Origin of the sequence: Prevotella sp. HUN102 (assembly GCF_000688375.1) — a bacterium.
Classification (GTDB): domain Bacteria; phylum Bacteroidota; class Bacteroidia; order Bacteroidales; family Bacteroidaceae; genus Prevotella.
The window spans coordinates 489,919-503,761 of the sequence record NZ_JIAF01000001.1 but is presented as its reverse complement, the minus strand read 5'-3'; the positions used below and the strand labels follow the sequence as shown (position 1 = coordinate 503,761).

Here is a 13,843-nt window from a genome sequence, read left to right as displayed (position 1 = left end):
TTCTTTTATTTCAGCAACTTTGCTGCAAGTTTGTAGGTAAAAAGAACTTTTGGATTATTCAAATCCCATTGCTGTACTTCCTTCCGTATTAATTCTGCGTGCTTCTTGCTTATGTCTCTCAAAGCATTTCCAACGGATTTACGGAGATACTCACTTTCGTGTGCCTTATGTTTGCTGATCAGAGCAATGGCAACTGATGGGTTTTCTTTGAAGAATGGACGGCTTGTCCAAATTCTCAACCCTTCTGTTACGGCACGGACAACATTCGGATTGTCGCTATTCATCCATTCTTTAATGAGAGGTAAAGACATTTCATATCCCCTGTGCTTGCAAACTCCATCAAAAGCCTTTGCGAGCATTTCCTGTACACGCCAGTTTTCATCTATGCTTACTTGTTCTTTTAGAAAACCAAGGGCTTCGTCATTCGTTGCTGCCAATCTGCCTAATATCGTTGTAGCCAGCATTCGTGCCTGATAGGCTTCGTGCTTGAACAGTTCAAGAGCAAGATTAAAAGATTGTTCGTTTGAGTATGCAGAAAGAATTTCATCAGTTCCATCAATAATGTGCTGAAAACCGTGTTCTATCTGCCGTATCTTGTTCAGTATGTTGTCTATCTTCATTATATTGAACGATGTAAGGGATAAGTCTTCTTATAATGCTAACGCAAATACATCCGATTTATTGCGAAAGATATATAGTGCGGGAATTAGCCTCGGCTTTATTCTAATCAATTCTTGTATAATTATACATACGCTGCGTTTGCATTCTGAACGTGCGAAGAACGCAGCGCATTCTTGCGAAGATTGCGTTGCATTTGTGCGAAGAATGAAATGCGTTTTTGCGAAGAATGGGATTGGTTTGTAATATTCTGATTTTTAATGTGTTATGATTTTACTTCTTGAATGAAGAAATGTATGAATATTCATAATTGTGATACTTAAGTTCGGTATAGTTGGATTGGGATAATGTCTTCAACACCTGTACTTTTATTTCTCGTACAAACAGCGATTTTGCAGAAAGCTATACTTCCTATCGGCTGTGTCCACGAAGTATCATATTCGGTTTGAGCTTGAGTAATCTCTTGAGTTAATCGAACTTGCAGTAAATGATTTGCCGAACTTGCATTAAACAGTTTCGCCCAATCAGGGTTTAATCTGATTGGGCGAAATAGTCTGATTTGCTTCCAAGTTTACGAGTCTGCTTACGATTCGTTCCCTTGTTTACTTATCGTATGTTCGGATAATATCTTGTGTGCTTGCACTTAGTATGCGTGGTCGTCGCTTTCCAGTTCCTCACGGTCGAGCTTCTTTGCATCGATGCTGCGCCAAGCGTAGAAAATGTAGGCGAGAACGAATGGGATGAGAAGGCTCGCATAGAACATTGCCGTGAGCGTGAACTCGCTTGAACAACTGTTCTGAAGCGTAAGCGAACTCTGGAGGTCGGCCGTAGACGGATAGTAAGCCGTGTTGTTGTAACCCACGATGAGGAAAAGCACGATTACCACCAGTACAACACCGATGCCGGCAGGCCAGATGCCCTTGATATAGTCTTTCTGAAGGACGGTGCGCACGATGCCGTAGAGCAGAAGCAGCACGCCGACGAGAAGAATGAGGGCAAGATACCACATATCGAGCAGGTTGTTGAGATACTTCATCGGTTCCATCACTACTTCTCCCGACTCCGTTACTGCGAAACCGTCGCTGACGAGGGTGCGCACAAAGAATGTAAGGAAGAAGACGAGGAAGAGCACGGTGTTCACGATGAGCTGAGGACGCACGCGGGAACGGATTTCCTTGTCGTCCACATTATTATTAATATAGAGTGTGCCGAGCACGCGGGCAAGGAACACAACTGCCAAACCGAAGATAACTACCCAAGGATTGAGCAGCACGTCGAGACCACGGGAACCGTTTGCCCAATGCGAGATTACAGTAGGAATCTCGTCGGCAATGTTACCTTTCTCTACGATGAAGTTGGAACCAGTGAAGAAGGTTGCAACGGCTCCACCGATGAGCAACGGACCGAGGATGCCGTTGATAATCAGGCAGGTCTGGAATGTCTTTGCGCCGAACAGGTTGCCAGCCTTGTTCTGGAACTCATAGCTCACGGCCTGAATGATGAACGTGAAGAGGATGGCAAGCCAAACCCAGTAGGCACTGCCGAAACTGGTACTGTAAAACAATGGGAAGGATGCAAAGAATGCGCCTCCGAAGGTAACGAGTGTGGTAAAGGTAAACTCCCATTTGCGTCCCGTGGAATTGACAACGAGACGACGCTCAATGTCGGTTTTACCCAACTGGAATATCATTGAGTTTGCGCCCTGAACAAACATCAGGAACACCAACAAGGCTCCTAAGACTGCAATGAGGAACCACCAGTAATGTTGCAAAAATTCGTATGTCATAGTGTTGGCCCTTTCTTGATTTGCTTGCACATAATGCTGATTTCAACTGCGAGCATTGCTGTGAAGAGGAATAGGAATAAGAAGAATGTGAGTGCTACGCCGTTGCTTGCAACATCGCTGACGGCTGCCCAAGTAGGGAGCATATCCTGAATGGTCCAAGGCTGACGTCCGAACTCTGCCACAAGCCATCCGCTCACGCTGGCAATGTAGCCCAGAGGTATGAGGGAAAGTCCGATTTGCTGCAACCAGCGTGGTTGTGCGATGTCTTTCTTGTAGAGGAAGAAGAGAATCACGGCAAATACGAGGATGAATAGGCAGCCGAGACCTACCATTATGCGGAATGTCCAGAAGTTGATGGGTATGAAAGGAACGGTCTGCTCGGCATTCTTGATGTAGCCATAGCCGAAGTATTTCATATTTTCCTTCAGCGTGTTCTCGTTTTCAGCAGTCTTTTCGCCGCCACGATAAGCCTTCAGGGCGGCGATGGCAGCCTTACCACGCTCTATTTTCTCGGTAAGAGGAGGCTCAACGGTGCCGTCATCCTTGGTGTAACCATTGATAATATCCTTCACGCCGGGCACAAATCCGTGGAGGTCGCGTGTTGCAAGGAACGAGAGTGCATTGGGAACGGCGATTCGCATTGAGGGTTCCTTCTCGTTCATATAGTCAGGTTGCTCGAACGGATTCACGAGTGCAATGCCTGTAAGAGACTGATCCTTGCCACCTTCATAGAGAGCTTCCATTGCAGCGAGCTTCATTGGCTGATGCTGTGCAACCTGATAAGCCGACTCGTCGCCGGTAAAGGCTGCGAGCAAGGAGGCGAAAAGGCCAACAACTGCGCCTACTTTAAGACTTTTCTTTGCAAATTCCACGTGGCGTTTCTTCAGCAGATACCAACAGCAAACGCCCACGCAGAACGTTGCGCCGAGTACCCAAGAAGATGTTACCGTGTGGAAGAACTTGTTTACTGCCATCGGGCTGAGTGCAACGTCCACGAAAGAGGTCATCTCGTTGCGCATCGTGTCAGGATTGAACTCGCATCCGATTGGATACTGCATCCAAGCATTGGCAACAAGAATCCACCACGCAGAGATAGTAGCACCGAGGCCGGTAAGCCAAGTGGAGGCAAGATGGAATCCCTTGCTCACTTTTTTCCATCCGAAGAACATTACTGCCACGAAGGTAGACTCCATAAAGAAGGCCAAAATACCCTCAATGGCGAGTGGCGCACCGAAGATGTCGCCCACAAACCAAGAATAGTTGCTCCAGTTTGTGCCGAACTGGAACTCAAGGATGATACCTGTGGCAACACCCATTGCGAAGTTGATACCGAAGAGCTTCTGCCAGAACTGGGCAGTTTTCTTCCAAAACTCTTTCCCCGTGCGGTAATAGCACGTTTCCATAATACCCATAATGACCGCAAGTCCGAGCGTCAGAGGCACGAACAGCCAGTGATAGATGGCTGTAAGGGCAAACTGAGCGCGCGACCAGTTCACTACATCTGGGTCGATGGCTAATAATAGATTTTCCATTGATAACTGTTAGATTTATTTGAATTATGAATTTGAATGTTATACTTTAATTGCTGAACCTCGATATAGCATCTATGATCATTCTCATTTGCCGTTTCCGTCTCTCTCCAGCATTTCCGTTGCCACGAATTTATCTTCTTGTCCTTTCGCCGCATTCTGCTTTATGTGGTTTGGAAACAAGAAAGGCTTGAGAAAACAGAACATTATCAGGAGCTTGATGATAATGACAGTCCACAGCGTCTTGCCAAGGGTCATATTCTTAAAACCCTCATAGTATAAATCGAAAGCTCGATAAAAGAAACCCGATTTTTTCATAACGGTAATGTTTTCGTATCTGTAATATTTACAAATGATGGTACAAATTTAATTAAAATATTTTAAACTTATCCTTTTTTTCTCCAAAATTCTATCATTTATAGAAAATAAAGAAGAATCGAACAATTTTAATTGGAATTATTACCAAAATTGAATACTTTTGTAAGAGAAAAAAGAAAGCTCCTCGAAATTGGGCTGTTCTTATCCCGAAAAGGAAAAGGATTGCACCTGAAAGCGAGAAAGTAATGCTCTGAAAAAGGAAAGCTGCAAAATGCTCGCAGCCTATGAACGGGCCGGTAGAGGATGAAATATCTCCTTTCCGTGATGATATTAGTGGAGACTTTTAGCTATTTGTAAGGCTTATGATGAAGTTCATATATTCTATAATATTGTTTTCCGGTGTGTCTTTGGCATCCTTTGCCCAGAGCACGCTCTCATTGCAACGGTGCAGGGAACTGGCATTGGCAAACAACCGTCAGTTGAAAATCTCAAAATTGACGGCCGATATTGCCGAGAATGTCCACAAAGCGGCAAAGACTAAATACTTGCCGAGAGTGAGCGGACTGGCAGGTTATGAGCATTTTACACGAGAAGTGTCGTTGCTCAGCGACCGTCAGAAAGAGGCTTTGTCGAATCTCGGCACCAATTCCATCGGGCAGATAGGAGGACAGATAGGGGAGACTATTACAGGCTTGGCGCAGCAAGGCATCATCACGCCCGACGTTGCGCAGCAGTTGGGACAGATGTTCGGCAATCTTACCACGCCGCTTGTGCAGGCTGGCAACAACATCGGGCAGTCCGTCCGTGATGCTTTCCGTTCAAATTCCCGGAATACTTATGCGACAGGCGTGATGATAACACAACCTATTTATATGGGTGGGGCGATTAAAGCTGCGAACGATATTGCCACGATAGGCGAGGATATTGCACAAAATACTATTGCGCTGAAGCAACAAACCGTGCTTTACGCAGTAGACAATGCCTATTGGCTGACCGTTTCTCTGAAAAAGAAAGAACGATTGGCACTGCAATATAGGAATCTGATACAGAAATTCAGCGACAACGTGCAGAAAATGTATAAAGAAGGCGTGGCAACGAAAGCCGACGGACTGAAAGTCGATGTGAAACTGAACACGGCCGACTTGCAGATTGCGCAGCTTCAGAACGGAATTGCACTTTCTAAGATGGCTCTTTGCGAGCTTTGCGGGCTTGAGCTTGACGGCGAATTGCTGCTCGAAGACGAACAGACGGACGCTTTGGCAGCGAACGAACCGATAGATTATGATGTTCGGGACACCACATTCAACGGTCGTCCGGAAGTCCGTTTGCTGCAAAATGCAGTTGATATCAGCAGGCAGAACAACAAACTTATCCGTTCGCTCTATCTTCCCCACGTGGCTCTCACGGCCGGATATACGGTGTCGAATCCGAATCTCTTCAATGGTTTTGAACAGAAATTCAAGGATGTGTGGAACATTGGTGTGATTGTCCACGTGCCTATCTGGCGTTGGAACGAAAGCAAATACCGACTACGGGCGGCCAAAACGGCGACGCGCATTGCCGAAATGGAACTTGGCGACGTGCGTAACAAAATACAACTGGAGGTGGAACAACATCGTTTCCGATTGAAAAATGCCAACAAACAGCTTGCAACTGCCAATAAAAATATGGTTGCCGCAGAGGAAAATCTCCGTTGTGCCAACGTAGGATTCAAGGAAGGGGTAATGACAATAACCGATGTTATGGGCGCACAGACAGCGTGGATGCAGGCTAAGACCGCCATCGTTGATGCTGAAATAGCAGTGCGCACGGCACAGGTGGGATTGCGAAAAGCCCTTGGTTTGATGAATTAAGAGCAGTCGCTGACAACAATATTCGTAAGATAATATTCAAAATCATATATTCAAAAAGAACTATGTCTGCAAAAACTCAACATAACAGTATTCTCCTAACAATTTTAGGATTCGTTTTCGTAGTAGTCCTTGTGTCTGTAATAGGTTATTTCACGCTCGAGCGTACTGAAGAAGTCATACAGGGAGAGGTGGAAGTAAGTGAATACAGAGTCTCGTGCAAGTTGCCGGGACGTGTAACCGAAATCCGTGTAAAGGAAGGCGACTTTGTTCATAAGGGCGACGTGCTTGCCGTACTTGAAATTCCGGAGGCAAATGCACAGGAAAAAGTGCTCGAAGCTACGGCAAATGCCACCGAGGCATTGAGCGATTTGGCAGAAGCACCGACTCGTCAGGAAACCGTTGAGGGTGCATATCAGATTTATCAACAAGCTGTTACGGCTAATGAAATCGCAGAAAAGACCTACGGTCGCCTGAACAGACTCTTTGAAGAAGGAGTTGTTTCAGCACAGAAGCGCGATGAAGCTGAGGCTGCCTACAAGACAACAAAGGCAGCAGTTGAAGCCACCCGTTCGCAATGGGAACTGGCAAAGAACGGTGCCCGTAAGGAAACCAAACGTGCGGCGCAGAAGCAGGCACAGGCAGCCCGCTCGGCAGTCGATGTTGTTCGTTCGGTATTGAAGGAAACAACGCAGTATGCCACAGCCGACGGCGAAGTATCAACGATTTACCCAAAGGAAGGTGAACTCGTGGGTTTCGGTAGCCCGATTATGAGCATTGCAATGGTAGACGACGTCTGGGGCACGTTCAATATCCGTGAAGATCAGCTCAAGGGAATGAAAGTGGGCAGCATTATCAAGGCTTTCGTGCCGGCTTTCAACAAGAGTATTGATATGAAAGTAACAGCCATTAAGGACCAAGGTTCGTATGCTGTATGGAAAGCTACGAAGACCACCGGTCAGTACGATCTCAAGACCTTTCAGGTAAAGGCTAAACCAGTAAATAAGGTAGACGGATTGAAGCCGGGAATGTCCTTGGTAATAAAGTAAGGAAACACGATGTTCAAGAGGAAAAAAGACACCAACGGACAATCACAAGCCCCCTCCCTGCGTGCAAGAGTGGGCGGAGCGTTGTTGCGTCTCTTTGCTGTCGCCTCCCGAGAGGTCGCCCAACTCATCCATACGCCGATTTATCTCTTTTGTATGATTGTTTTTCCTTTGCTCATCATTTTCTTCTTTACCTCATTGATGCAGGAAGGACAGCCCGTAAATTTGCCTTGCGGCGTGGTTGATAACGATAATTCCACTACTACCCGTGCGCTTATCCGGAATCTTGATTCCTTTCAAAGCACCGAGGTTGTGGCTCATTATCCCAACGTGAACGAGGCACGCAAAGCCATTCAGCGCAATGAAATCTATGCTTTCCTCTATATTCCCGAAGGCACGACGGCGAAACTCATTGCAAAGCGACAGCCGAAAATCTCCTTTTATTATAGTAATGTAACGCTCGTGGCAGGCTCGATGCTTTTCAAAGACCTTAAAACCGTGTCCACACTTGGTGGTGCAGCCGTCGGTTCTGCCAAATTACAGATGCTCGGAAAAACGTCGGAAGAAATCAAAACGTTCCTCCAACCCATTGCGCTTGATATGCACTTGGTGGGCAATCCGTTGTTGAGCTACAACATTTATCTTACTACGATTATGGTGCCGGGTATTCTTGTGCTCTTCATATTCCTGATTACGGTTTACAGTATCGGCACGGAACTGAAGTTCGGACGCGGAAAAGAATGGCTGGAAATGTCGGGAAACAACATCTTCATAGCCCTTTCAGGCAAATTGCTGCCTCAATTCCTCATTTTTATGACTATCTTTCTGGGCTACGAATGGTATGTTTACGGCTATCTGAACTTTCCCCATCCCGGTGGAGCATCAAAAATACTGCTCCTCGGCTTCCTTACCGTTCTTTCCTCACAAGGTTTCGGCACTTTTATGTTCGGGCTGATGCCCTCGCTGCGTATGTCAATGAGTATCTGCTCGTTGTGGGCTGTCGTCGGCTTTTCACTTTGTGGTGCCACCTTTCCGGTGTTCGCAATGCACCCGATGCTCGAATCTTTTGCCCAACTTATCCCACTCCGGCATTACTATATGGTGTATCAGATTACCGTTTTCAACGGCTATCCACTTATTAATGCGTGGTGGAACGTGGTGGCACTCGCAGCTTTCGCCCTCTTACCGATACTGACGGCACGGAATATGAAAAAAGCAATGCTCGAATACGTTTATATACCGTAGGAATCGAGATTTGTTTTGCAACCCTCAAAAAGTAAGAATCAATGTCGAACAAACCAAAAGACAACAACACCAATGCAGCTTCATTCTCCCAACAGGGAAGAGAAGAAAAAGGACTTCGGGGACTTACATCGCTTTTCGTTTCCGTCTGCTATATCTGGTGGCTTGAAATGAAGAATACCGTTAAGGACGAAGGCTTGCTTCTGTTCTTCATTTTGGTGCCGCTCGGCTATCCCTTGCTCTATTCTTGGGTCTATAATAACGAAGTGGTGCGCGAAGTTCCCGTTGCCATTGTGGATCTGTCAAATTCCAAGACCTCCCGGAACTTCATCCGTCAGTTCGACGCGTCGCCCGACACAAAGGCTGCCTATCGCTGCACTTCTATGTCGGAAGCGCAGATTCTCATACAGGAACAGAAGGCAAACGGCATTCTTTACTTCCCCGAAGACTTTGAACGCAGAATCTATCGTGGCGAACAGGCACATCTGAGCATCTACTGCGATATGAGTCTGATGCTTACCTATAAAGCCATCCTCCTGTCGGCGCAGACGGTATCGCTTGCAATGAACAGCGAGATTCAGAAACCGAAAACCGGCAGCTTTACTGTTCGCGAGGAAGAACTCAATACCCATCCGATGGAAATAGACGAGCAACCAATCTTCAATACCACCGTCGGTTACGGAAACTCGCTTCTTCCCGGTGTGTTGATTCTCATTATCCAGCAGACGCTCCTTCTCGGAATCGGTCTTTCAGCCGGTACGGCGCGCGAAAACAACCGTTATCAGGACCTCGTGCCCATCAGCAAGCATCACAACGGAATCTTCAAAATCGTATTGGGAAAGTCCCTTTGCTATTTTATGATCTATTGTGTAATCACAGCCTATGTAACGCTTGCCGTGCCGCACTTCTTCAGTTTCACGGCTCTTGCCCAACCTTCGGACCTCATCGGACTGATGGTGCCCTATCTGCTTTCCGTCATCTTTTTCGGAATGACCGTCTCCTGTCTCGTCCGTTATCGTGAGAACGTGATGCTGCTCGTAGTCTTTACCTCCATACCCTTCCTTTTCCTAACCGGAATCAGTTGGCCGCAGAGCAATATTCCCGGCATTTGGCAAGGCTTCAGTTGGCTCATTCCCTCTACGTTCGGCGTGCGTGGGTTCCTCCGAATCTCCTCAATGGGAGCCACCTTGCAGGAAGTTCGCACCGAATACATCGCCCTTTGGATTCAGACCCTTGTCTATTTCTTCATCACTTGCCTTGTTTATCGCTATCAGATTATCAGTGCGCGCAAGCACGCTCTGGCACGAACAAGCAGCATTCAGGAGAAAATCAGAAAAGAACGCAGCGAGCGACACAAGCATTCCGGAGATAATGTATAAAACGATATGAGGAGACGAGGCTACAAGGGGACAAGTTTACAAGTAGGTTTCTTCATCATCAAATGATTTCAGCCTTTCTTCTCCGTTGTAATTTGAAATAAGGAAGAAAGTATTTTGCCCATCCATTGGCTCGCTCTCAGCCTTATAGCCGTGATCTCGCATTTCTCTGAAATCATAACTGTAACTATCTGATGATCAATTAACAAATATTCTATTTTCAAACGTGCGAAGAATGCAGTCCGTTCTTCGCAAAAACGCATTGCAAATGCCCGAAGATTGTTTTCCATTCTTCGGTCATTTGTTTTTCCTTTGAATTTACGAGACGATATGCCTGTCAAATTATCCCTTTATTGCCTTGTATCTTTAAATTCGGATTCATCCCAATTTCAGATAGAAACCTTGTTTGGCTATTCCGATTTTTATCATTATCTTTGCCTGCAAATGGGAAAAGAACAATCATCTATCAAGGAAAGGGAACGCACGGGCATCAGAGAACCGAAGCGTTATAAAGTGATTCTCCACAACGACGACTTCACAACGATGGACTTTGTGGTAATGATTCTTGTGCAGGTCTTCTTTAAAACGGAGGAAGCTGCCGAAGCATTGATGATGCAGGTACACCGTGAAGGCAAGGCAGTTGCAGGCGTTTACACGCTTGATGCTGCCGTCTCGAAAGTGCAGAAAGCCACTCAATTGGCTCGAACATATAATTTCCCATTACGATTAACTTACGAAGAAGAATAAATGAGCAGAAAATACGAAGAAAAACTGTCCGTATGGGTAAATTTTGCCGTAAATAGAGCCGTGGAATTGAGCGACAGCCTCTCGCACGAGTTCGTGCAGCCGGAGCATTTTCTCTACGGAGTCCTCTTTCAGCCACCGTTTCAGCAAACTTTCAAAAGCAACAGCAATGCCTTTAACCTCCTGAAAGAACGGCTCTCACTCTATCTGCATTCTTTGGAAAAAGACCCTTTTGAGCACGACGGCAACGTTTCTTTCTCCTATCAGTATTCCGAGATGGTAAATCTTGCCCTGCAAATGAAGGCGAGTGCGCAAAGTGCCGAACTTACAATTCCGCAATTACTGAAAGCCATTCTGCTTTTGGAGGAATCTTCGGCAGCCATATTTCTGGAAAATGCTATCGGGGATGAGGCGGAGTTTATGGCCAATCTGATTTCAAATTACGAATTGATGTCGGGCGAAAGTGGAGAAGATTCCGATGAAACCGATGATTTTGAATCGAATCCCGACAATGCCTTCGGCTTTGCGCAGGGCAGTTTTCCGACGGACGAAGAGCAACTGGGCGAGGAGTGGAAGCAGTTGGTAATGTGCGTTACCGACAATCTCGACCAACACAACCCTCTCATCGGGCGCGAAGCAGAGTTGGACAGAACGGTGCAGGTGCTTTGCAGAAAGGAAAAGAACAATCCGTTGCACGTGGGTGAGCCGGGAGTGGGCAAGACTTCCTTGGTGTATGGACTGGCAGAGAGAATCAGGCGTGGGCAAGTGCCCGAGAAACTGAAAGATTGCCGCATCTATCAGATGGAAATGGGGCAGATGCTTGCCGGCACTCAATACCGTGGCGACTTCGAGAAGCGTCTGAAAGAGGTAATGAACGGAGCCATCAGGGAGGGCAACGTAATTATTTATCTCGATGAAATCCACAATATTATGGGTGCAGGTGCGACGAACGATGGCGGACCTGACGCTTCAAACATTCTGAAACCCTATCTGGAATCGGGCGAAATACGCTTTATCGGTTCCACTACCTACGACGAATACAACAAGCAGATGGCTCGTGCAAAGGGAATTGTGCGTCGTTTCCAGCAGATTGACATACAGGAACCGTCTGTTGATGCAACCATCAAAATCATTCAGGGCTTGCAGAAAAACTACGAAAAGTTCCATCGTGTGGTTTATCGCCCCGAATCCATTGAGTTTGCCGTAAAGGCGAGCGACAAATATATGTCAGACCGTTTTCTTCCCGACAAAGCTATCGACCTGATAGACGAAGCCGGGGCTTATTTGCAGCTTCATCCTACGGACAAAAAAACGCAATATGTAACGAAAGGGCTTATCGAGCAGATACTGCAAAAGGTATGCAAGATAGACGCCGTGGCTATGAAGGAGGAGAACAACGATGCGTTGAAAACTCTTTACAATCGTATTGGCACGAAGATATATGGTCAGGACGAAGCCATTAGGCAGGTTGTGGAGTCTGTCCAGATGGCGAAAGCAGGTCTTTTGGACGACAACAAGCCGTTGGCGAGCCTCCTTTTCGTAGGGCCTACCGGTGTTGGAAAGACGGAGGTGGCAAGAGTGCTTTCACAGGAACTGGGTATAGAACTCGTGCGCTTCGATATGAGCGAATATACGGAGAAGCATACGGTGGCAAAACTCATTGGTTCGCCTGCCGGATATGTGGGCTATGAAGACGGGGGATTGCTCACTGATGCTATAAGAAAGACTCCTAACTGTGTACTTTTATTAGACGAGATAGAGAAGGCTCATACAGATATTTACAACATATTGCTTCAAGTAATGGATTATGCCCGACTGACGGACAACAAAGGTCAGAAGGCTGACTTCCGAAACGTTGTCCTCATAATGACTTCCAACGCCGGAGCGCAGTATGCCGGTCGTGCAAGCGTAGGTTTTGGAGGTGGTGTAGGACGTGGCGAAGCAATGCTTGCACAAGTGAAGAAAACATTTAAGCCGGAGTTTATCAATCGCTTGTCGGGCACGGTTGTGTTCCGTGATATGGATGAACCGATGGCCCGACTCATTCTGAAGAAGAAACTCGGTCAGTTGGAGGAGAAACTGGAGGCTAAGAAGGTTGTGATGGAACTGTCAAAAGATGCGACAAATTATCTGCTTTCGCTTGGTTTTACTCCCGAATATGGTGCGCGCGAAATGGACCGTGTTATCAACAGTCGTCTGAAGCCGTTGCTGATGAAGGAAATCTTATTCGGCAAACTGAAGAAAGGTGGAAAAGTGATGGTGGATTGTGAGCCTGAAGAGAGTTCAAAGGAAAGCAGAACCGATGCTCTGAAGGGCAGTTTGGTTTTGAACGTGCAATAATTCACAAGACAGATTCGCTATGATTTTTCAGTTAGACCCCGAAATAATCGGCTTTCCAGACCCTCGTCTGGGCGAAGAAGACGGTTTGTTTGCCGTCGGTGGCGACTTGAGTGCAGACCGACTGTTGCTCGCTTACAGCAACGGCATCTTTCCGTGGTTCGACTTCCGTCGTCGCGAACAGATACTTTGGTGGTGCCCGATGAACCGGTTCGTGATATTTCCTGACAAGATTCACGTGTCGCACAGTATGCGGACGCTGATGAACAAGGGGCAGTATAGCGTGGGAATGAATGAGGATTTCGATGCCGTGATAACGAATTGTTCGCGACTTCGCTATAACTACGAGGGAGCGTGGCTGGGCGGGGAAATGATTTCGGCCTACAAGGAACTCCACAAGCGCGGCTTTGCTGCGAGCGTTGAGGTGTGGGATAAGGAAGACAGGCTGGTAGGAGGACTGTACGGCGTAACGATTGGTCGCAACTTCTTTGGCGAAAGTATGTTTTCGCTCGTTCCGTCGGCTTCAAAGTTAGCTCTCATCTATTTGGCAGACTTCCTGAAACAGCACGACGGAGGACTGATAGATTGCCAGTTCGAGACCCCGCATCTCAAGTCGATGGGCGGTACTTTCATCCCTTATGACGAATATTTGAAGTATTTGGAATAGTAGGGAAGACTGCAAATACACTTTGTCAGCACTAATTTCCTTGTCTCCTCGTCCTCTTGCGGCCTTGCCCCTTTGTAAAATTCATTTACCAAAAAACGCACAAAATTTTTCAGCAATCTGGAGATTTACGAGCCGTATTCGGAGCATTGGATTTCATTTTTCGGAGAATTGGAAAGCAAATATCCGAAGGCGGCGTTGCAGTCTTGCGAAGAACGCATTTCGTTTGTCGCAGAAACAAGGAATGAAAATACGGAAAATGGAGCTGAAATATTGGTTGTTTCGTCTTGTTTATTGTCCTTTTTGCGATTGTTTTGATGATATTTGTATGCA

Annotated in this window: 12 protein-coding genes; 7 read left to right on the top strand and 5 right to left on the bottom strand. The window is 46.6% G+C overall.

Going from position 1 to position 13,843, the window contains the following annotated elements:
* Positions 1-5: 5 nt before the first annotated feature.
* From P150_RS0102335 to P150_RS0102320, 4 genes are all read right to left on the bottom strand, one after another.
* Complete coding sequence (locus tag P150_RS0102335) at positions 6-620, bottom strand: DNA alkylation repair protein (RefSeq protein WP_028896318.1); 615 nt, start codon at positions 618-620, stop codon at positions 6-8.
* Between the two features lie 641 nt (positions 621-1,261).
* Positions 1,262-2,404, bottom strand: a complete 1,143-nt coding sequence (locus tag P150_RS0102330; protein WP_028896317.1) for a cytochrome d ubiquinol oxidase subunit II — start codon at positions 2,402-2,404, stop codon at positions 1,262-1,264.
* Complete coding sequence (locus P150_RS0102325; protein ID WP_028896316.1) at positions 2,401-3,936, bottom strand: cytochrome ubiquinol oxidase subunit I; 1,536 nt, start codon at positions 3,934-3,936, stop codon at positions 2,401-2,403. Before P150_RS0102325 ends, P150_RS0102330 begins: the two co-directional genes overlap by 4 nt.
* Before the next feature lie 84 nt (positions 3,937-4,020).
* Positions 4,021-4,251: a DUF4492 domain-containing protein gene (locus P150_RS0102320; protein ID WP_028896315.1), complete on the bottom strand. Its 231-nt coding sequence runs from the start codon at positions 4,249-4,251 to the stop codon at positions 4,021-4,023.
* 365 nt (positions 4,252-4,616) lie between these two features.
* On the opposite strand from P150_RS0102320, the gene P150_RS0102315 reads away from it, so the two are divergent.
* The 4 genes from P150_RS0102315 to P150_RS15715 all read left to right on the top strand — a co-directional run bounded on the left by P150_RS0102315 (position 4,617) and on the right by P150_RS15715 (position 9,768).
* A complete protein-coding gene (locus P150_RS0102315) occupies positions 4,617-6,104 on the top strand; it encodes a TolC family protein (protein ID WP_028896314.1) in 1,488 nt (495 codons plus the stop codon).
* Positions 6,105-6,166: 62 nt separating this feature from the next.
* Positions 6,167-7,150 carry an HlyD family secretion protein gene (locus P150_RS0102310; protein WP_028896313.1) on the top strand — a complete coding sequence of 328 codons (984 nt, stop codon included), beginning with the start codon at positions 6,167-6,169 and terminating at the stop codon, positions 7,148-7,150.
* Between the two features lie 9 nt (positions 7,151-7,159).
* Positions 7,160-8,392 carry an ABC transporter permease gene (locus P150_RS0102305; RefSeq protein WP_081819257.1) on the top strand — a complete coding sequence of 411 codons (1,233 nt, stop codon included), beginning with the start codon at positions 7,160-7,162 and terminating at the stop codon, positions 8,390-8,392.
* A 41-nt stretch (positions 8,393-8,433) separates the two neighbouring features.
* A complete protein-coding gene (locus P150_RS15715; RefSeq protein ID WP_081819256.1) occupies positions 8,434-9,768 on the top strand; it encodes an ABC transporter permease in 1,335 nt (444 codons plus the stop codon).
* A gap of 36 nt (positions 9,769-9,804) precedes the next feature.
* On the opposite strand, the gene P150_RS18090 is transcribed toward P150_RS15715, so the two are convergent.
* Entirely contained in the window at positions 9,805-9,930 is a 126-nt protein-coding gene (locus P150_RS18090) for a hypothetical protein (RefSeq protein WP_255327165.1), read from the bottom strand.
* 279 nt (positions 9,931-10,209) lie between these two features.
* On the opposite strand from P150_RS18090, the gene P150_RS0102290 reads away from it, so the two are divergent.
* From P150_RS0102290 to aat, 3 genes are read left to right on the top strand one after another with little or no spacing between them, the layout of a single operon-like run.
* On the top strand, positions 10,210-10,512 hold the full coding sequence (locus P150_RS0102290) for an ATP-dependent Clp protease adaptor ClpS (RefSeq protein WP_028896310.1): 303 nt from the start codon (positions 10,210-10,212) through the stop codon (positions 10,510-10,512).
* Positions 10,513-12,849 (top strand): AAA family ATPase, encoded by a 2,337-nt coding sequence (locus P150_RS15710; RefSeq protein WP_051617461.1) that lies wholly within the window; start codon positions 10,513-10,515, stop codon positions 12,847-12,849. It abuts the gene before it with no gap.
* Positions 12,850-12,868: 19 nt separating this feature from the next.
* Positions 12,869-13,513, top strand: coding sequence for a leucyl/phenylalanyl-tRNA--protein transferase (gene aat / locus P150_RS0102280; RefSeq protein WP_028896309.1), 645 nt, complete (start codon positions 12,869-12,871; stop codon positions 13,511-13,513).
* The last annotated feature ends 330 nt before the right edge of the window (positions 13,514-13,843 follow it).